General features: G+C 44.6%; 31 protein-coding genes and 1 tRNA gene. 23 read left to right on the top strand and 9 right to left on the bottom strand.

Annotated features, from left to right (window positions below):
* Positions 1-40: 40 nt before the first annotated feature.
* The 9 genes from ACS8E3_RS07840 to ACS8E3_RS07800 all read right to left on the bottom strand — a co-directional run bounded on the left by ACS8E3_RS07840 (position 41) and on the right by ACS8E3_RS07800 (position 5,502).
* Entirely contained in the window at positions 41-229 is a 189-nt protein-coding gene (locus ACS8E3_RS07840) for a hypothetical protein (RefSeq protein WP_439242960.1), read from the bottom strand.
* Positions 230-253: 24 nt separating this feature from the next.
* The gene (locus tag ACS8E3_RS07835; protein ID WP_439242958.1) at positions 254-1,408 is read right to left on the bottom strand and encodes a tyrosine-type recombinase/integrase; all 1,155 of its coding nucleotides are present in this window, start codon (positions 1,406-1,408) and stop codon (positions 254-256) included.
* Positions 1,409-1,594: 186 nt separating this feature from the next.
* The gene (locus tag ACS8E3_RS07830; protein WP_439242956.1) at positions 1,595-2,440 is read right to left on the bottom strand and encodes a DNA polymerase III subunit beta family protein; all 846 of its coding nucleotides are present in this window, start codon (positions 2,438-2,440) and stop codon (positions 1,595-1,597) included.
* 30 nt (positions 2,441-2,470) lie between these two features.
* Complete coding sequence (locus ACS8E3_RS07825; protein ID WP_439242954.1) at positions 2,471-2,668, bottom strand: TraR/DksA C4-type zinc finger protein; 198 nt, start codon at positions 2,666-2,668, stop codon at positions 2,471-2,473.
* Positions 2,661-3,230 carry an HNH endonuclease signature motif containing protein gene (locus ACS8E3_RS07820; RefSeq protein WP_439242952.1) on the bottom strand — a complete coding sequence of 190 codons (570 nt, stop codon included), beginning with the start codon at positions 3,228-3,230 and terminating at the stop codon, positions 2,661-2,663. Before ACS8E3_RS07820 ends, ACS8E3_RS07825 begins: the two co-directional genes overlap by 8 nt.
* Positions 3,223-3,465: a hypothetical protein gene (locus ACS8E3_RS07815; protein WP_439242950.1), complete on the bottom strand. Its 243-nt coding sequence runs from the start codon at positions 3,463-3,465 to the stop codon at positions 3,223-3,225. The genes ACS8E3_RS07820 and ACS8E3_RS07815 overlap by 8 nt, the downstream gene beginning before the upstream one ends.
* 16 nt (positions 3,466-3,481) lie before the next feature.
* Complete coding sequence (locus ACS8E3_RS07810) at positions 3,482-4,105, bottom strand: DUF1281 family ferredoxin-like fold protein (RefSeq protein ID WP_439242948.1); 624 nt, start codon at positions 4,103-4,105, stop codon at positions 3,482-3,484.
* A 43-nt stretch (positions 4,106-4,148) separates the two neighbouring features.
* The gene (locus ACS8E3_RS07805; RefSeq protein WP_439242946.1) at positions 4,149-4,445 is read right to left on the bottom strand and encodes a hypothetical protein; all 297 of its coding nucleotides are present in this window, start codon (positions 4,443-4,445) and stop codon (positions 4,149-4,151) included.
* A gap of 274 nt (positions 4,446-4,719) precedes the next feature.
* Positions 4,720-5,502 (bottom strand): S24 family peptidase, encoded by a 783-nt coding sequence (locus tag ACS8E3_RS07800; protein ID WP_439242944.1) that lies wholly within the window; start codon positions 5,500-5,502, stop codon positions 4,720-4,722.
* A gap of 102 nt (positions 5,503-5,604) precedes the next feature.
* Between ACS8E3_RS07800 and ACS8E3_RS07795 the strand changes: the two genes are divergently transcribed.
* The 23 genes from ACS8E3_RS07795 (at position 5,605) to ACS8E3_RS07685 (ending at position 18,849) form a co-directional block, all read left to right on the top strand.
* On the top strand, positions 5,605-5,844 hold the full coding sequence (locus ACS8E3_RS07795) for a hypothetical protein (RefSeq protein ID WP_439242942.1): 240 nt from the start codon (positions 5,605-5,607) through the stop codon (positions 5,842-5,844).
* Between the two features lie 72 nt (positions 5,845-5,916).
* Complete coding sequence (locus ACS8E3_RS07790; RefSeq protein WP_439242940.1) at positions 5,917-6,360, top strand: phage regulatory CII family protein; 444 nt, start codon at positions 5,917-5,919, stop codon at positions 6,358-6,360.
* A gap of 2 nt (positions 6,361-6,362) precedes the next feature.
* Positions 6,363-6,539, top strand: a complete 177-nt coding sequence (locus ACS8E3_RS07785; RefSeq protein ID WP_439242938.1) for a hypothetical protein — start codon at positions 6,363-6,365, stop codon at positions 6,537-6,539.
* A gap of 40 nt (positions 6,540-6,579) precedes the next feature.
* The gene (locus ACS8E3_RS07780; RefSeq protein WP_439242936.1) at positions 6,580-7,236 is read left to right on the top strand and encodes a Rha family transcriptional regulator; all 657 of its coding nucleotides are present in this window, start codon (positions 6,580-6,582) and stop codon (positions 7,234-7,236) included.
* Positions 7,236-8,585 carry a DUF1376 domain-containing protein gene (locus ACS8E3_RS07775; protein ID WP_439242934.1) on the top strand — a complete coding sequence of 450 codons (1,350 nt, stop codon included), beginning with the start codon at positions 7,236-7,238 and terminating at the stop codon, positions 8,583-8,585. Before ACS8E3_RS07780 ends, ACS8E3_RS07775 begins: the two co-directional genes overlap by 1 nt.
* Positions 8,582-8,716 (top strand): DNA adenine methylase, encoded by a 135-nt coding sequence (locus ACS8E3_RS07770; RefSeq protein ID WP_439242932.1) that lies wholly within the window; start codon positions 8,582-8,584, stop codon positions 8,714-8,716. The genes ACS8E3_RS07775 and ACS8E3_RS07770 overlap by 4 nt, the downstream gene beginning before the upstream one ends.
* A gap of 17 nt (positions 8,717-8,733) precedes the next feature.
* The gene (locus ACS8E3_RS07765) at positions 8,734-9,096 is read left to right on the top strand and encodes a DNA adenine methylase (protein WP_439243171.1); all 363 of its coding nucleotides are present in this window, start codon (positions 8,734-8,736) and stop codon (positions 9,094-9,096) included.
* A gap of 134 nt (positions 9,097-9,230) precedes the next feature.
* Positions 9,231-9,623 carry a beta-sandwich lipoprotein gene (locus ACS8E3_RS07760; RefSeq protein WP_439242930.1) on the top strand — a complete coding sequence of 131 codons (393 nt, stop codon included), beginning with the start codon at positions 9,231-9,233 and terminating at the stop codon, positions 9,621-9,623.
* Complete coding sequence (locus ACS8E3_RS07755) at positions 9,623-10,102, top strand: hypothetical protein (RefSeq protein WP_439242928.1); 480 nt, start codon at positions 9,623-9,625, stop codon at positions 10,100-10,102. The genes ACS8E3_RS07760 and ACS8E3_RS07755 overlap by 1 nt, the downstream gene beginning before the upstream one ends.
* Before the next feature lies 1 nt (position 10,103).
* Positions 10,104-10,286: a hypothetical protein gene (locus ACS8E3_RS07750; protein ID WP_439242926.1), complete on the top strand. Its 183-nt coding sequence runs from the start codon at positions 10,104-10,106 to the stop codon at positions 10,284-10,286.
* Positions 10,287-10,461: 175 nt separating this feature from the next.
* Positions 10,462-11,268: a hypothetical protein gene (locus ACS8E3_RS07745; protein WP_439242924.1), complete on the top strand. Its 807-nt coding sequence runs from the start codon at positions 10,462-10,464 to the stop codon at positions 11,266-11,268.
* A 126-nt stretch (positions 11,269-11,394) separates the two neighbouring features.
* The gene (locus ACS8E3_RS07740; protein ID WP_439242922.1) at positions 11,395-11,619 is read left to right on the top strand and encodes a hypothetical protein; all 225 of its coding nucleotides are present in this window, start codon (positions 11,395-11,397) and stop codon (positions 11,617-11,619) included.
* A 175-nt stretch (positions 11,620-11,794) separates the two neighbouring features.
* Positions 11,795-11,870 (top strand) — tRNA-OTHER (locus ACS8E3_RS07735).
* A gap of 102 nt (positions 11,871-11,972) precedes the next feature.
* Positions 11,973-12,329 (top strand): hypothetical protein, encoded by a 357-nt coding sequence (locus tag ACS8E3_RS07730; RefSeq protein WP_439242920.1) that lies wholly within the window; start codon positions 11,973-11,975, stop codon positions 12,327-12,329.
* Positions 12,330-12,425: 96 nt separating this feature from the next.
* On the top strand, positions 12,426-12,590 hold the full coding sequence (locus ACS8E3_RS07725) for a hypothetical protein (RefSeq protein ID WP_439242918.1): 165 nt from the start codon (positions 12,426-12,428) through the stop codon (positions 12,588-12,590).
* A complete protein-coding gene (locus tag ACS8E3_RS07720) occupies positions 12,590-12,934 on the top strand; it encodes an HNH endonuclease (protein ID WP_439242916.1) in 345 nt (114 codons plus the stop codon). Before ACS8E3_RS07725 ends, ACS8E3_RS07720 begins: the two co-directional genes overlap by 1 nt.
* 5 nt (positions 12,935-12,939) lie before the next feature.
* Positions 12,940-13,164, top strand: a complete 225-nt coding sequence (locus ACS8E3_RS07715; RefSeq protein ID WP_439242914.1) for a hypothetical protein — start codon at positions 12,940-12,942, stop codon at positions 13,162-13,164.
* 148 nt (positions 13,165-13,312) lie between these two features.
* Positions 13,313-13,789, top strand: coding sequence for a phage terminase small subunit P27 family (locus tag ACS8E3_RS07710; RefSeq protein ID WP_207988527.1), 477 nt, complete (start codon positions 13,313-13,315; stop codon positions 13,787-13,789).
* Between the two features lie 8 nt (positions 13,790-13,797).
* Positions 13,798-13,989 carry a hypothetical protein gene (locus tag ACS8E3_RS07705; RefSeq protein ID WP_439242912.1) on the top strand — a complete coding sequence of 64 codons (192 nt, stop codon included), beginning with the start codon at positions 13,798-13,800 and terminating at the stop codon, positions 13,987-13,989.
* 54 nt (positions 13,990-14,043) lie between these two features.
* Positions 14,044-15,747: a terminase large subunit gene (locus ACS8E3_RS07700; protein WP_439242910.1), complete on the top strand. Its 1,704-nt coding sequence runs from the start codon at positions 14,044-14,046 to the stop codon at positions 15,745-15,747.
* A complete protein-coding gene (locus ACS8E3_RS07695; RefSeq protein WP_439242908.1) occupies positions 15,744-16,994 on the top strand; it encodes a phage portal protein in 1,251 nt (416 codons plus the stop codon). The genes ACS8E3_RS07700 and ACS8E3_RS07695 overlap by 4 nt, the downstream gene beginning before the upstream one ends.
* Positions 16,966-17,640, top strand: coding sequence for an HK97 family phage prohead protease (locus ACS8E3_RS07690; protein ID WP_439242906.1), 675 nt, complete (start codon positions 16,966-16,968; stop codon positions 17,638-17,640). The genes ACS8E3_RS07695 and ACS8E3_RS07690 overlap by 29 nt, the downstream gene beginning before the upstream one ends.
* A 9-nt stretch (positions 17,641-17,649) precedes the next feature.
* A complete protein-coding gene (locus ACS8E3_RS07685) occupies positions 17,650-18,849 on the top strand; it encodes a phage major capsid protein (RefSeq protein ID WP_439242904.1) in 1,200 nt (399 codons plus the stop codon).
* Positions 18,850-18,927: the final 78 nt, after the last annotated feature.

Below are 18,927 nucleotides of genomic sequence, written 5' to 3'. Positions count from 1 at the left end.
CTGGCTTTTTTTATGACATGATTTTGACATGATTTGTTTTTTATTGGGGCTTTTCTAGCTTCTCGATTAGCTTGTCTGTCATTATTATCGACATATTAACAATGGTGCTGCTATTTCGATGATTAAAATCATCTCTTCTTATAAACTCTCGCATAACTTCAAAAGCCTTCTCTTCTCTCCAGCGCTTTTTTGCTTCCGCTTCTTGTTTCATCGTTATGGGTGGACTCATATCAACAACTCCCGTTAAAATTATTCAATCCGTATTCAATTTAGAAATCTCAATCTTGTTCTGATCACCATGAATCCATCGACCGTATCGCTTAATGAGCATCTGTAGGCTATGCCCCAATTGGTTAGCAACAAACACCGGGTTTACATCAGCCATTAATAGCATGGTGGCATAAGTATGCCGCGCATTATATGCGGGTCTGTGACGCACTCTTGTAGCTTTCATTGCATCGACTAGACGAATACGCAACGGCTTCTCATTATAAAATGGCTGGCTTGTCTGTGGACATATCATAATATAATCATTGCTTAAATCCATTTTCTCAAGCGCTTCAAATGCCGCCTTTGACCTATCATTCAGATAAACTTCGCGCACGTTGTGCGTCTTAGTGACTTGCTTCTCAACACCGCGCACGCGCGTTTTATTAATGATCACTGAACCATTAAACCAGTCGATGTCCTTCCATCTTAGCGCAACCAATTCGCTTGGTCTGCACCCTGTCCAAAACGCTACTTCAAAATACCAATAATAAAACCTATCTTTGCCGCTTAAGTTACTATCAAGCCAAGAGAGTAGCGCGTTCATTTCATCGCGCGTAAATGGGTCCGGTAGTCCAGACTGCACTTTCTTATTCTTGATCATCGACATTGGGTTGTCGGCTGGCGTGATAAGGCGCAACTCAATCGCTTTATCAAATACGCCGCGCAGTGGTACAAGGCAATTATTAAACGTCTTGTCAGATTTGAAGTCGATATCAGCAATGATGTCACGTATTAGATCAGAGGTTATTTCATGTACTGGCAGCATTGCCAAGCGCGGCATCCAGTGCTTGTTTAGCGCGCTGACATAATCCTTTTTAGAGTCGGTATTGGCTTCGCAGTGCTTTAGGTACTTTTGGGCAACTTCTTGGAATAAGGCGCCATCGCCGACGATGACGCTATCATCATTAACCAATTCACCTTTTGCGCTGGCGAGGTCTGCTTCTGTGAGCACACCCCATTCAGCCTTGGTGATTAGGTCGCGTCTAATTTTAGCAGCTGCCTTGATGCCCTCCGCAGTGATGGGGTGTGGGAGCGTGACATGATAGGACTTACCGTCTCTGCTAAAGTAGATCTGGATGCGCCCCGATCTAAGCCGCACGCCTGTCGGTAGCGCCGTTCTGCTTGCTGACTCATCCATTCGTTATATCCTCTTATTGAGTAATATAGGTTACCACTCTGCTTCATCCAAACAACGTTTTCTGGCCACTCTCGCTTACGGTGAGTAAGCTTTTGCTCGGCAATGCCAGTCAGCGCAGCAAACTGCTTGGCATCTACCCAGTCAAGAGGTGTTAAACCAAGTTCGTGGAGCGTTTCGATAAGCGTTTTATTTTGATTTTGCATGGTCATGCTCCTTTTCTATGCGGCAAGCGAAGTCCCATATCTCACCATTGCAGTCTATAAAGTGCTTATCATCGTAATCAGTAATGAAGGCGACTCTTGAGTTATTCTTAGCGCACCTTACAGCCGTTTTGTAAGAATGACGACTGACACCGCACTTAATAGAAAACCCGCTATCAACAATATCTTCAATGATTTCGCGTTCTATGGCGCTGTGATCCATCATGACCGCGTATTTTTCCCTGTCAGTAATGTTTTCGTGCCTAATGTTAGCCACGACATACATCAGATTATTAGCTTGTGGGAAAGTAAAGATATTCTCAATGCCGCCAATTGATGCGCGATTGAATTGTCGCACTGGAGATCTCTCTTGGCCAAATTCTTTGCCGATGATACATCCAATCTTGCCAAGATTAGCAAGATAATAAGCGTTAAAAGCAAGCGACTTCACTTTTTCTTTTGGTATATCTTCAATCAAACGGCTTACCAATTTTTTAACATCAGGATATTTGCCATCTATTAACCCTTTGAATGTTCTAAAATCCTCATCTTTAGCGCAGACAAGCTCTCCAGTTTCGATATTTAAGTGAATATGATACTTGGTCTTAATAGCATCTTTGATGGCGCGGCGATTGATAATGTACTCAAAGTCATCGCCCTGGTACTCATCTTCGACTATCCAGCGCATAAGCTGATGTCCATCTGTCGCGTAAGCTAGCACTTTGCCTTCACTACCCACGAAATAGATGCCCATCAAGTAATAACGCACATCCTCTTTGGCAGTGACTAAGCGCATGGCTTTTAAGTAGTTTCTGTTTAATTCAATTAGCATCGCAGGTTATCCTTTTGCGCTCATTTGCGTTCAGCGGCGTCCTTCAAAATGATTCTGACAGTCTACGCAGCGAGTAACGCCACCAATCGACTGTCGCTTACTTGGTATATCTTCACCGCAATCATCACACTCAGTGAGAGAAGGGGTGTCAAATCTTTGCGCTATCTGCATACGTGCTGCCATTTCTAAATCTTGTCGCTCTTGAGCGAGATCAATGTCATCAGCCATAATGCAATTCCTTTTCCCGTTTAAGCACTTCACGAATCTCACGCTTCAGCACTTCAGTTAGATAAATAGCTTTGTTCAGCTCTGGTTGATCAGTGTCAGCCGGATTGTGTACGTTGACGTTTATCGATATGTCGCTAGGTACACATATCAAGTTATCGATAGTGCAGTTTGTTTTATCGTTATCCAAAAACCTAATTTCATGGTTCGCTGGTATTGGGCCGTGATGCTCTTCCCAAACGATAAACTTCTTGCGCTTATAAACATTCGGCTGGGCCACCTTGATATAAATATCACCATTAGATCTTTGGCACTCATAACCGATAGGCTTGGAGCGTACCTTATGGCCTTTCTTAAATGGTCTACCAGTGGGCGCCATGCCCTTGTTCCAAGCTTCAGCATTGCTTTTATACTTCTTGCGTATGCACAGTAGAGAGATGGCATTACAACTGACTGAGCGTTCGAAATTAGCATTGAATGCGTCGGTCAGTTGCTGGCGAGTCATATCTGCTTGGTTGGCTCTAATCCATATCAGCTCTTCGGCGGTATAGTGTCTTCTAATCATCTTTGACCACCCCAACTCGTAGCACGTCTACAAGGTTATTGGGAGCGTGCTCAGCGATGATACGTGCCCGCTCATTGATGACTCGTTCGCCGTCTATCACTTGCGCCGCTATCTTAGTAATACTGGCCCCGCGTGCCAGCTCAACCTCTAACTGTTTTGCGCTCATGTCGGGATTCGATATGCGGTCAAGTTGATCGTGCAAGTGACCGGTTAGCGCGTAAATGTCTTTTGGCATCGTTTTCTCCTAGCAATTAATCCTCAGTACAGACCCATTCGCCATCGACTTTTTTATATAAGTCACCGAGGTTTTTAAGGTCAACCGCCATTTGCCACGCTTCGTCACTATTGTTATCAAAACGATTGATATCACATTTGTCTTTAGAGAGCGTAACGATGCCAGCATTATTACCAGCATCTTCATCAGCGTACTCAACCTTAAGCTCAACCCCTTCAGGCAGCGATTTTGCTAACGCCTCTATCCAATACATAGGCGCTGACCACGCCGTATCAAATACTAGAACATTGACACTATCGTTATAGAACACATCGTACATATCCCACTTGGTGCCCCAATTATCAACTGACCATTGATACCAAGAAGTAGCGCCATACATAATTTGATTACTCATGGCTTGACGTAAAGCATCTTTGTTTTTTGGCTCTGAGTACTTAGCTTCTAGCTGAGGCAAGGTTGGTCTTTCACTGAAATATGTTAATGCTATTCCTAACATATGCTCAACTTCCATAACTACGTCACTATGTTCTATTTCTTTCAAAGCGGGTGGCATAGGTACTACGGCATTAAAGGTGCTTATTGTGCTTAGGTCGTACTCACCTTTGATAACGGTTATTCGGTTTGTAATATGATTTGGCATGGTTGTATTCCCTTAAGTTAATAATAAAATTGAGAAGCGAGGGTTAATCCTCATTAACCTTCGCCAAAAAAGCATTCGCATGAGCCGCTACCGCATCTTTCTCAGCTTGCTCTAGCAGCGCGATTTCTTCGTCATAGCCATTCATAGGATCAGTGACGTAGTTATCATCGCTGGCAGGGTAGTCAAGCTTGTGTAGCTCAATCTTGGCGCGCTGTGCTGCCTGCTGACGCTCATAAGCATCAGAAACAGCACTAGCGCCGGCATTGGCGGTATTGAGCGCGATAACAACTAAAGACATAAGGCCGATAGCGGCTATCATGTTGATAATTGCTCTTTTCATAATAATTACTCTGTGTCGATGTGATGATTTTATTATGAACCAATGGTTCTTATATGTCAAATATTAATGAACCTTTAATTCATAATAAATGAACTACATCAAATTCTAGGCAATAAAAAACCCGCTATTACTAGCGGGCTTGTTCGTATTTAATTACTCAAAGTCTATAGGCTCTCGATAAACACACCAACCTAGCGGTAATTTATCAACAAGCACGGCGGATAATAAAAAGTGCTCAATCCAATAATACTCATAAGGTTTCATAGTCCTTCCTTTATCTATACCTGACATATTTACTATCAACTATCCCTACTAGCGAGCATTCACCCATAGGCATCATCACCTGGTCAGGCCAATCGGGGTTAAGTGGCTTTAAGTATAAATCATTAGGATTATCACCTACTACCAACTGCTTAAATGTCGCCTGCTTATCATCGTTGCAATGTATGACAATAAGATCCCCGTCTTTTAACTCCCAAGGAGATATTTCAGGTTCTACATATATGATTTCATCAGGTTTAAATTCAGGCCACATGCTTCTACCTTGAATAACCAATCCAAAAGCGCGTGTAGATAGGTGACGCGGCTTAGGAATCCATTCGATAACATCATCTATCGTAACTGGTATTACCTCACTGAAGCTTCCGGCAGCAACCCAACTTATTACTGGCACCTGATCATTATTACCATCACTAAGGTTAATCTTTTTTGTTTCTAAAGGCATGTTAAGTTCAACAGAGGAGTCTTTTTTTGAACCTTGCATATCAAGTATTTTCTGCTGAAGCGCCTTTGCACTTGGCGCTTTTATATTCTTCTCACCTTGACCAGCAGCTAACCAATTAAAGTTTACGTTTAGAAACTTGGCTAATGACTCTATGTTGTGATGGTCAGGCATCGACTCAGCATTAAGCCATTTGTTAATAGCCCTATCAGAAATCTCAAAACCGCCTTCGCGCTTTATTCTTTGTGCTCTACCTCTACTAGTGAAATTCATTTCGTCTAAAACCTTATGAATCCTAGCAGCAAATGCTTCTTTGGATGAGTCAGCGCTATTCATTGTATCCACCTTATGAACTATAGGTTCGATTATCTTACCTATTGAATGAATAGTCAGTACCTGTTAATATGAACCAAATGTTCTTAAAATAGGAATCAAACAGTGATTGAGCAATCCTTAATCGACTTTATTAATAGCGATTGTGGCGGTGTGCCAAATGTCTCTGAAAAGCTAGGTATTAGCACGAGAGCTGTTTATAAGTGGACAGCCAACGGCTCTTTGCCACGAACTGAATACTCTGATGAAACAAGTTACTCAGATATTCTTTCAGAATTATCAGGCGAAACAGTTACCGCTATTAAAGACTCATTCAAACCTCAGCCAGTAACGAAGGCCGTATAAACCCAACTGCATAACCTAACAATATAACCAATTAAACGTACATAACACGTTTTTATAAACAGGCAGAACACGATGAACGTAATTGACGCAGCACATAAGACAGTTCATAACCCAAAACACGGTGGCGCTATTGCTTTGGCCGCTCGTATGGGTATGTCTAGCACTGTACTGAATAATAAAGTAAATCCGAATACTGACACCCATCATCTACGCTTAGACGAAGCGCTGACGATTATGCAGTTCACTGGTGACAACTCAATCATCCAGTCGATGGCTCAGCAGCTTGGTGGTGAGTTTACGACATCGACTGGCGCCACGCCGCAGGCAAGTTTACTCATGACCGCTTTATCGGCGTCTGCATGCCAAGGCGAATTAATGGTTGAGATGTATCGAGCGCTCGAGGACGGCATTATTGACTGCAAAGAGAACGAGTCAATCCAAACCAACATTCAAAACATGATCGTAGCGCTGCGCACTCTTAGTAAGCACGCAGAAGAAAAGTGCAACGGGAGATAGTCATGACAGATCGCATGAATTGTAAATGCTCATATTGCAACCTTATAGCAACAACATCGGTCACTGGTGATGACCTTGCTATCAAGCGTGAGTTTGAGCGTATCGAGCGAACCAGTCAGGCCAAAAACAAAAGTGACACGCAAACAAAAAACCCATCAGCGGGAACTGATGGGCTTTAGGCGTTTCTTCAAAGCAAAAACTAGATAAAGGAATACTACAATGAATATTCAAACTTTGCAAATAAATAATCAAACAATGAGCAGTCGTGAAATTTCTCAGTTATGCAATAAGCGTCACGATCATGTTTGCCGTGACATCGAGTCTCTGAACGAAACCTTATCTGAAGAATCACTCCCCAAAATTGGGGGGTCGTTATATATCGCTGATAACGGACAGCAATACAGAGAATACTTATTAAGCAAAGCGCAGACCATTGACTTAATTACGGGCTACAGCCGAAACCTTAGAGTTCGCATCAATAGACGCTGGCAAGAGCTCGAAGCACAAGCAAACACGCCAGCCATCCCACAAAGCTACGCTGAAGCTCTACAACTAGCTGCCAATCAAGCCCGTCAGTTAGAACTTGCCAAGCCCAAAGTTATGCACTATGACAACGTAGTCGAGCGTAAAGGCTTGCTCAATGCCACGCAAGTCGCTCAAAAGGTTCACCTATCAGCCGTTGCTATGAACAAGGTACTTGATGAGCTTGGTGTCTATAACAGAGCAGTGAAGCGCTCTCGTGTATTCCAGCAATGGTTTATCGACAAAGGATTAGGCGAAGTTAAGCAGACTGACCAAGGCTACTCGCAAGCCCTATTCACCAAACGCGGTGAAGCTTGGATCATTGAGCGCCTAGTAAGTGAAGGGGTGGCCTAATGCATTTTGTTAATCACAACTTTACTGATCACGACTTTGAGACCAAACATTTTAACCGCATCGAGAAAACTATCTATCTTGACTTGCGCTCTCTCTACTTGTCAGAAGAAAAACCTATCGATGGTAGCGACATGGAATTATTGCAGCGCCGCCTATCTGTCATCAGCGATGATGAAAAGCAAGCACTGGCATTCGTACTAAAGGATAAGTTCAAGAAGGCAGGCAAGTACTACAAGCGCGCCGCTTGGGACAAGATACTTAAAGATTATAAATGGGGTAATAAAAACAAAGGTAACGCAAGCGGTAACGCTGCTCGTAACGGTGTAACGTTTGATGTAACGCAAGGTGTAACGCCAAGTAACGCAGGGTGTAACGTTACGTGTAACGATAATGACGAACCTATGACATCCACCGAGCGTGTGCGTAAGTCTCGTCAAGAACGTAAGCTAATGATTGATAGCCTTAATGGTGTTGGTGTTGCTGTTGATAAAGGCATTAAGATTGGTGAGCTAAGAAGCTTATATGTGCAACATTCTGACAGCATTTCATCTAAGGCCGTAAACGATGCATCAGAAATAGTAACGCAGGGTGTAACGCCAAGTAACGATGACTGTAACGCTAGTAACGCAAAAAACGCCGCTATAACTAAGAACTATGAACCAATAACCAATAACCATAAACCAATTAGTGAGGACGCACGAACACACGAGGAAAACTCGGTTGTTGATAGTTCTGTGGATAACCCTACTGATGATAATCAAGCTGCAGTTACTCAAACCAAGGCTGATCAAATTCGAGGTCTTAATGCTGTAGATATTGAATGCTGGCAAGCACCTACCATTGACGAGATGCGCGGCGAGTTATTCAAAGCCGGCAAGATGATGCAGCTCACTGATGATCAGTATGATTTGCACGTTTCAGATTTTAAATCGCATTACGCTGAGCAAGCCTTGCTTGGTAAGCCGCTAGTAACTGAATCAAATCGCAAAGCCAAACTCCGTAAATGGCTAGCGGGTGAGGTTGACAAGCAAGCAGCCACGCAAGCGCGTCAGGACAAAGCCAAAGGCCGTTTTAATATTGATAACGCAGATTGGAGCAACAGCGCTGGCACGTCGTCTAACAGACACGATAGCGACTTACCGCCAGTATTCCATCCGAGCCATAGCCAACCGGTACAACCAAAGTGCGACCCTAACAAGAGCTGCGTATTCAATGGCATGCTCAAAGAGCCGTTACCAAGCATGACGATTAATGACACTTACGAATATGTGAAGCAGGGCAAAATGCCCGGCGAGTCCTCTGACGAAGCTTATGATCGTTTACTTAATGAACTTCAGGAGGCGGTATGAGCACTAAGCCTCTAATGCGCTATCACGGTGCAAAATGGCGCTTAGCGCCTTGGATTATTAGCCACTTCCCGCAGCATAACTGCTATGTCGAACCTTTTGGAGTGAGTTACCCGAAGTTGTTTTATCGGTAACTGAGCGCTTGCGTAACGTGATCATCGAAAATGCAGACGCTTATCACATCATTGGACAACACGACCGCAGCGACACGCTATTTTATCTTGATCCGCCGTACACACTTGATACGCGCACGAACAAAGACAGCTACGGTAAGTTTGAAATGGACGAGTTTGAGCATGAGCGCTTACTCGAGCTGACTCTAAAGTCAAAAGGCATGTTTGTGATCAGTGGCTATGACAATGAACTTTACAACGACAAGCTTGTTGGCTGGACTAAATCATTAAGACAGACAGCTATCAGTAGTCGGCACGGCAGTACTAAGCGCACAGAAGTGCTTTGGATATCACCTAACTGTGAGCAGGTGCAGCCGGATATTTTTGGAGATATAGCATGAAGAACATCTACAACAAGAAAATAGTCCAACGATACGAGTTTATAGCAAGTAACACGGTACAGGTCTATTACACGGACGGCAGCAAGGAAACCATGAGCCGAACCAGTTTCAATCAGATTATTAAGGGGTAAGAAGTGATCGGAAATAAATTAATAGTGTTGGCTGTACTGTCTTCTTTAGTTTTAACTGGCTGTGAAGGTGACGCTAAGATTGCATCAAAAAACGTTAGTAAAGATGCTGATAATTTTGAAGTGTTACGCCGTGTTGTGTTCTATAACGCTATACGTGGCGAATATATTTTAGAAATGACTGGTTATTGTTCAATTTATGCTGACAGTGCAGATAGACAGCTTGAGGCAATATGTAAGACTGGTAAAGATAAATATCAAAAACATTTTTTGGGTTATAGCGACAATGTGACATACACAGTTGAGCAGCTCGACCACACGACAGCATCAAAGTATCACTATAAGATAATCTTTAAACCTGAAAGTATTATCCCGTTTCAAAATGTCGAGGTTCGCTAATGATTCTAATTGGAATAGACACCGGCGTCAAAACAGGCTACGCGCATAGTATTGACGGCGTACTGCAAGAAGTCTCTACTCAGACAATACTAAGCGCACAAGATAAAGTGCATAAAGCGTTTGAAGAGGCACAGGCATCAGATATCTCTTTTGCTGTCTGCATTGAGGACGTTCGCAAACGCTCATGGGTTGATCGCAGTATAGGGCGTGAGCGGATGCAAGGGGTTGGTTCAGTTAAGCGCGACTGTGGAATCTGGCAAGAGTTTTGTGAGCGATATAATATTCCTCATCTGCTTGTCTCGCCAGCAAACATTGACACCAAGCGTAACGCCAAAGACTTTAAAATGATCACCGGCTGGAATGGCCGTACATCTGAGCATGCGCGCGATGCGGGCATGATGATTTATAAGTACCATCGACTGATTGAAAAAGGCGTGGTCATCGTGCCAGCACCTACTAAAAACAAAGGGAGTAAGTAAGATGGATTGGAAATATTGGCCAGAGTGTTTTCATGCACTGTTAGCGATGATTTATAACGTGGTGTTGGTGATTGCTGTGTCATTCACTGTGGTTGAGCTGTATAAGCTATCAGGTTCGCTATTAGCGTTACTTGGTTTCTTTGCATTGTTCTGTGTTATGCGCGCAAGCTTTAAACGGGATTGATTGAGGAGGTGAATATGGCAGAGCGTACGAAAGAAAATGAAGTAAAAAGGTGTGAATCATGCGGTATAGAATTAACTCAGCATCATCTTGATCAGAATTATTTACTCAACACCCCGTTCTTGTGCTGTCCAAGCTGTTACACAATAAGAGATTTAATACTAAAAGGGCCAGATCAATGATAGCTATCGAACCAAAAACTGAATGGATAGATAAAAAAGGTAAGCCGCTCACAGTTCTATCGGTTGATTATGATAAAGATGAGTTAGTGTTTAATCGTCCAGAGACGCCAAGCGTCAAGCGTACCGTCACTATTGAAGTGTTCACTAATCAAGCCAAGCCAGCAAGCCAACAACAACCATCCGAACCAAAAACGAAACCCACTAAGGCGGGGCAGTACAGTTTCGCAATAATTGACGAACTGCATACAAGCTTAGGAAAGTCAGAAATACTACAGCTTGCACATCAAGAGTGGCTTGAGCGCGGCATGCATGCCAAGACAGTGAAGTTTGATATCGGTCAAGGCGGTATGGCCCCGGAAGTGAATTGGGAAGACAAGTGCGCCGCCATTGCTAGTGTATACAATAGACCTGCAAAATCGCTGGCTAGTATAATACTTTGGGGTAACGATAGCGCCTGGGATTGGTCAGAGGCTTTTAATGAGGTTACTAATCATTTAGCATCTCATATGATAGCGCAATGCAAAGAGCATGATCGTAATGAACCTAAAGGCTGCAAACATAATCTAACGGATTTAGCCCAGCTCATGGCGCGTATGGTGTTGTATTTTGAGTTGTATCAATTGTGGGATGTCTATACTGTGAAAGGTCGCTTACTATTCAGTGGTATCGAAATGAATGACCGGACATATAGCAACCACTTCCTATGGTACCAGAAGCAAATGCTTGCTGATTTAGAAGGTTTAGTGATAACAATTAACGATGCTGTAAGTTGGTACCGCCGTAAATTAAACGAAGAAGAATGAGCACTTGACCCATGACGCACTGTGAGGTATGATTTTGTCATACTGCTAAATCCTACAGGTAAAGCAGCAAAAGATTATAAGACGATAGGTTCAACAGCCAATCGTCTTTTTTATTCTGAGAACCAAATGATTGAGCGCATAGTTAGACGTTATTGTTTAAAGCAGGCTGAGTTAGTTAAACAACTCAAGCTTGAGAATGCTAAGCGCCTATCGACTGATCAGGATTATAGTAATAGTAACCAGTATCATCGTAGTCAGCGCTCAATTATGATAGCAACTACTATGCATAATACGGCTATCGATTTATTCTTACGTGACTCAGATCTAAAGAAGATAGAAGAAGAATTATAAAAGCCTTATCTAATTGATAGGGCTTTTTTTATGCCTGATTGATTTAGCCACAATCAGCACATGCCACTGAGACACTAGCCAGCGGATGGCCCCGCAAACAAATCGAAGTCTTCACTGATTGATGCACGTTGCATGTGGCGTGTAATCATCATGATGTGTTGACGAACTTCTTATCCCGACGGTAGCTCAGCAGGTAGAGCGCATTACACTGATGTATGAGGTCGCAGGTTCGAGTCCTGCCCAACGGGCCAAATCAAAGTGGTACCGTCATCGATGACGGTACCAAACATCTTCCTTACCCACGTTAGAAATAGCGTGGGCTTTTTTATGTCTAACGTTTGGTAGGTATTATCATGAGAGAGATTAAAGGTCACATCATTAACCCAACTAATGACACATTATCATTGGTAGCGATGGATGAAAAAGGGCAGGGCAATGCCAATCATCATTATCAAGTAACGCATGACAATAGCACGCTAGTTGATGTTCGTTTTCAAAACGGTCCTATTAACGAACATGGTGTAAATGGCTTAACAAATGAAGTGTTGCTTGAGATTGTTGCGGATCGATTGCGCGGTTTTCAAGATGGCGAATATCGCTGCAAAGAAAATGCCTGCGCATTGACTCATATTGAAGAAGCGCAGCACTGGTTGCAACAAAGAACTATTGAGCGTATGCGTCGTGGTGTAGAAGGAACACATAAAAAGTAGCTATTACTTAATACGTGATAATACCTAATCGATTTACCCACGTTAGTAATAGCGTGGGCTTTTTTATGTCTAACGTTTGGTCATGGAGTTGCTGGCATGCGATACGAGTACTCAAGCAAAGAACTCTATGACAGCTACGACAATGCTGAGACACAGGTACTCAAGGACCATCAGCGCAAGTTACTACAAGACCGCGCTGACCGCGGCAACCCAGAAGCTAAAGACTTCATTCGGCTTATCGAAGCCAAGGAAAGCAAGTAATGCCATCAACACCATGCCGACAGTATCGCTGTCCTAACCTCGTTAAGCGTAAAGATAAAGGATACTGTGATGACCATGCAGACCAGCGCAGCAACTGGACCAAGCGGCCAGACCGGAGCGGTAGCACAACGAGCCGCGGATATGGACACGCTTGGCGCAAGCTTCGCACGCAAGTACTTAATCGTGATGGTCATCTGTGCATGGCTTGCAAGCGCTCAGGCCGATACGTGCCAGCCACCGACGTTGACCACATAATAAATAAAGCCAACGGCGGTACGGATGAGCTTGAAAACCTACAATCGCTCTGTAAAAAGTGTCACCGAACCAAAACAGCTAATGAGTAATAGATATGGCTAAGTTTATTAAGATTGGAAAGTCTTTGATTAACGTTAATAACATTGTCTTAACCTCTGTTGTTGAGCGAGTTAATGAATACAATTCCAGTTACTACTGGTGCATACAAATCACACTTAGCAATGGCTCATCAGTGCTTGCGGCAGCAGCAAAAACAAAAGAAGAAATCGACCAGTTGAACGCTGAGTTACATGAGGAATTAAAGCGCTTAACTGCTTAGATTTCGCTTAATAATTGTTGTATAAGGGGGAGGGTGGGAAAATTGTTCAGCCGGAAGCCCCGCGTGACCGCCCCCTAAGACACATTTTTACGACCGCGAAATTAAAAACTTAGGTCAATGCAAAAATACTAGACAACGGGTGATTATTATGAGTGGCATTGCAACGGTTCCTGGGCGAGGACGCAAGCCAAAACCGACACGTCAAAAACAGCTGGCGGGTAATCCAGGCAAGCGTGCGCTCAATAATAACGAGCCTGAATTTACTAAGCTGACCAAAGTTGAAGCGCCTGCGTGGATGCCTGATATTGCTATCGGTATGTGGGAGACCATCGTGCCTGACTTGTTGGCCAATGAAGTTTTGACCGTGCCAGACCTGCATAACGTTGAGTCGTTTTGCATGGCGTATTGTCGCTGGCGTGAAGCTGAAAAAGATATTACTTTAAACGGAATTACTATTACTACCGAAAAAACGGTGATCAAAAACCCAGCAGTAACAGTAGTCAATGAAGCCAAGCGGCAGATGGTGCAGTTTGGTAGTTTGCTTGGTTTGGATCCTAGCAGTCGTCAAAGATTAATAGGTCCAAAAGGTGAGCAAGGCAGCGGCAATCCATTTGCTGATTTATAGGGTTTGATATGTGCATATATGTTAGTGATACCGTCATTTTGACGCTGTTATTTTTATCAGGATTTGTTGGCGGTCTACTTATACAGTATTTAATTATGTTGCCAGAACCACCCACTATTAATCCGCACCGTCCTGAATTGAACATGACGCCCATCTCATCTAAAGCGCCGCCTAAACCTTTGCATAATCCACATAAGTAACCGCCACCTTAACAGTGGTTTTTTTACGTCCAACAAAAGACAAGAAACTATGAAATGGCCCGTACCAAATACACTAACGTCGCGAAAGCTGAAAAGTACGCTCGTGATGTTGTTGCGGGCAAAATCATCGCATGCAAGTGGATAAAGCTTGCGTGTCAGCGTCATTTAGACGACAAGAAAGCCAGCCGTTCAAAGGATTTTCCGTATAAGTTTGACCCTGCTAAAGCTGAAAAGATAGCTAAGTTTATTCAGTTGTTGCCGCATACCAAAGGCAAATGGGCGCAAAAACAGCTAAAGATAAAGCTTGAGCCGTGGCAGCTTTTTAGCATTTGCATCCCGTTCGGCTGGGTTAAGAAAAAAGACGGACTGCGCCGCTATACACGCATGATCATCTTTGTACCGCGTAAGAATGGCAAGTCAATCATTGCCGCCGGCATCGGCTTGTATATGTTTGTTGCTGATGATGAGTTTGGCGCAGAAGTGTACAGCGGCGCCACTACTGAGAAGCAAGCGTGGGAGGTATTTCGTCCTGCTAAGCAAATGGTTGATCGAACGCCAGCGCTCAAAGATCACTACGGCGTTGAATCCAATGCGTCAAATTTAAACGTAGCGTTAGACGGAAGCCGTTTCGAACCGATTATTGGTAAGCCTGGCGATGGTTCAAGTCCATCATGCGCGCTTATCGATGAATACCATGAGCATAAAGACTCAGACCTGTACGACACGATGGAAACGGGCATGGGTAGCCGTGAGCAGCCGATGATGGTTGTTATCACCACAGCGGGTAGCGGTATCGGTGGTCCTTGTTATCTATTAGTACGTGACGCGCAAAAGATGCTTGAAGGCGTGCTGGATATGCCTGATCTTTGGGCGATGATCTATACCAAGGATGAGGAAGACGACTGGACCAGCGACATCGCGCTACGCAAAGCCAATCCAAACTATGATATATCGGTCGGCGGTGAGTTTTTGGCCAATCGAAGCCGCGATGCTCAGCAGTCAGCACGCAAACAAAACACCTTTCGCACAAAGCACGTCAATGAGTTTGTTGGTGCTAAGACTGCTTGGATGAATATGTCCAAGTGGAATCAAGCGCCAGAGCGATTATCGCTCGAAGAATTACAGGGCCGTCCGTGCTACATCGGTCTTGATTTAGCAACCAAGATTGATGTGGTTGCCAAAGTAATGGTCTTTCCTCCATACGGCGGCGATCCTAATTATCACGTCCATGGTAAGTATTACATTCCAGAAGCGCGTCTTTATGAAGAAGGCGAGGTCAATAGTGAGCGGTACCAAGAATGGGATGAAGAAGGGCTGCTGACCGTCATGGATGGCGAGGTCGTTGATTTTTCAATGATTGAAGATGATATCGCTGAAGATATGAAAACGCATGACGTGCGTGAGGTCGCTTACGATCCTTGGCAGGCAGCCCAGCTAGCGCAAAACTTATCAAACGATGGCGTGACTATGGTTGAGATACGCCACACCGTACAAAACATATCTGAGCCCATGAAAGAGAATGAGGCGCTTGTATTATCACAGCGCTGGGCACATGGCGGCTGTCCAATAATGACGTGGATGATGTCAAACGTAGTCGCCAAGCTCGACGCCAAAGACAATATCTACCCAAACAAAGAGCGAGCAGAAAACAAAATTGATGGCCCGGTGGCAGGAATTATGGCACTGGCACGCGCGATCGTGCATAACGATGACGATGGCAGCTTAGACGACTTTTTACAGGACCCGATAATTGCATGAGTACATTAAATGACGTCGGCTGGTGGTCACGCTTTCGCGGCGCATGGCGCTCAGGCACTAACCGGTTAGATAAAGACAGCGAAACGCCGCCCTTTAACGGCAACAGCACCGAGTCAGGCAATCGAGTTAGTGCTGATACCTCGCTTAGACTGGCAACAGTTTGGGCGTGTGTCCGTTTGCGTAGCGAGACTATTGCATCACTACCGCTGCATCTGCGCGATAGCGAGAAAAACATAGCTGTTAATCATCCGCTTTACCGCATTTTGCATGATCAACCTAATGCTGATATGACTGCTAGCGAGTTTTGGGAGGCAATGATTGCTAGTCTTGACCTATGGGGCAATGCTTACGCGCTTATTCATCGCAATGCAAAAAAAGACGTTATCGCACTCGATATCTTGGATCCCGAGTGCATGACAGTGCGCCGCAGCAAGTCCGGCGAGATTGAGTACAAGTATGACAAAAGAAGCGACGATGGCAAGTATCACGAAGACGATATCTTACACATTAAAGGCTTCACACTTGATGGCTTAGTTGGCTTGTCTCCAATTCGCTACCAGTCGGATGTTATCGGCGCTCAGATTGACGCTAACAATGCTGCAGGCGCTGAATTTAAAAATAATCTAAAGGCTGGCGGGTTTTTAAAGACCGGCGAAAAAAATCTCAATAAAGAGCAACGTGAGCGCTTACGTGAAAACTTGGCAACATTTAGCTTACCTGAAAACGCGGGTAAGTTTATGGTGCTTGAGTCTGGCATGGAGCCTGCAAGCGCTACCCATATTCGCATTAATCCTGCTGATGCACAGCTGCTCGAATCGCGTAACTTTGGTGTTGAGGAGATTTGTCGAACGTTTAAGACACCGCCGCAGCTTATCTACCACTTAGATAAGGCATCGTCATGGGCATCTAGCCTTGAGCAGATGAATCAAGGTTATTTGACTTACTCGCTACAACCAACGCTAGTGCGCATCGAGCAGACCATTGCGCGAAAGCTTTTGTCACCCGCTGACCGTATCAAATACCGCCCTAAGTTCTCAGTCGAAGGCTTGCTCAGAGCAGACAGTCAAGGCCGCGCTAGCTTCTACAGTACATTAGTGCAAAACGGCATCATGACTCGCAATGATGTGCGGGCGCTCGAAGACCTGCCAGAGTACAAAGGGGCTGATCAATTAACTGTGCAGCTCAACCTCACACCGCTTGAATTATTAGGACGCAATGATGAGCAAACTAAAGACCAAACAGATTAGTTTTGATGTAAAGGCTATCGATGATGATGGCACATTCAGCGGCTATTGCAGCGTATTCGATGTCGAAGATAGTTACGGCGATGTCGTCAAAGCCGGCGCGTATGCCGACACTATCAAAGCATGGGCTGACAAAGGCAAGATGCCACCTATCCTGTGGCAGCACAACCGTAGCGATGTCATCGGCGTATGGACCAAGCTTGTCGAAGATGAAAAAGGCTTGTATGGCGAAGGTCGATTGCTGGTTAAAGATGTGGCTAAGGCGCGCGAAGCTCATGCACTCATGAAGCATGGCGCGATTGATGGCCTATCTATCGGTTACCGCGTCAATAAGTGGTCATACAACGAAGATGAGGAGGTGCTTGAGCTACTAGCGATTGATTTAAAAGAAGTCAGTATCGTGACGTTTCCTGCTAATGATGAAAGCCTTGTCGATAACATCAAATCTAAATTAGAAAAGGGCGATTTGCCCACACTATCCGAATTTGAGAAGTTCCTGCGCGATGCTGGCGGCTTCTCCAAATCGCAAGCGACTGCCATAGCTGGGCACGGCTTGCGCTCACTGAATCAGGGCGAGCCTGATGATACCAAATCAGCTGACACCGATATGAGCGATGCGCTCAGTATCTTAAAAAGTATCAATGCATAAGGATTGGTTATGAAACCAGAAGATCAAGTTAAAGAGCTCGCCGCTGAGTTTAAAAAAGCGACCGATAATGTGAATGCCCTTGGCGAAGAGCTTAAAGGCAAAATGAGTCATGGCGAACAAGGTCTTGAAGACCTAAAAGGTCAGGTTGACGAAGCATTGACTGCCATGAATGAAGCGAAAGCCAGCTATGAAGAGCTTGAACAGAAACAGGCGCGCCGCGGCAATAATGAGCCAGAACAGCAAAAGTCACTGGGCCGTCAACTATACGAAAGCGACCAGTTCAAGTCGTTTGTTGATAACCCTCGTACTGGTGGGCGCGCCACCTTACAAGTTAAGGCTGACCTTACTAGCGCTACAACCGCCGCGCCCGGCTCTGCAGGCGCGTTAACTACACCGCAGCATATGGCGGGTATCATCACACCGCCAAATCAAGTGCTACGCATTCGAGATCTCATCGCTCCAGGCAAGACCGATAGCAACTCCATTGAGTATGTGCGCGAAACTGGCTTTACTAATAATGCAAAAGCGCAAGCAAATGAAGGTGATTTGAAAGGTCAGTCTGATTTGCAGTTTGATGATGAAACAGCGGCTGTGCGTACGTTGGCGCACTTTATTAAAGCGTCTCGACAAATCTTAGATGACGCCTCACAGCTTGAGTCATACATCGGCCAGCGACTTATGTATGGTTTGAAGTTGGTCGAAGATCGTCAATTACTCAACGGTGATGGTTTGACCGGTAACCTCAAAGGCATCATCCCGCAAGCCACTGCATTTGCAGATCCTGCGTCATTGGCGAACTATACCATCATGGATCAGCTGCGCTTGGCAATGTTGCAAGCGGTACTCGCTGAATACCCTGCAAGTGGCCACGTATTAAACCCAATTGACTGGGCTAAGATTGAGCTGACCAAAGATAACGAAGGTCGTTATATCATCGGTCAGCCGCAAGGGACTGCAAGCCCAACACTGTGGGGCCTACCTGTTGTTGCTACTCAAGCTATGGGTAACGGTAAGTTCTTGACTGGCGCATTCGATATGGCAGCGCAAGTGTTTGATCGTCAGCAATCGTCTGTCGCGGTCGCCACTCAGAACGAAGATGATTTTGTGAAAAACAAAGTCACTATTCTTTGCGAAGAGCGTTTGGCACTGGCTGTCTATCGTCCAGAGGCGTTTATTACGGGCACGCTCGCTGCAAAAACTACACCGTAGCTGGTGTAAATTACACCTCGACTAGCAAAGCCCTGCCATATTGGTGGGGCTTTTTATTAAGCCAAAGCCAGTTTATAA

The sequence above is a fragment of the Psychrobacter sp. 2Y5 genome, from assembly GCF_051847375.1.
Classification (GTDB): domain Bacteria; phylum Pseudomonadota; class Gammaproteobacteria; order Pseudomonadales; family Moraxellaceae; genus Psychrobacter.
The sequence above is the reverse complement of the archived record's forward strand: the minus strand, read 5'-3'. Positions and strand labels throughout refer to the sequence as shown.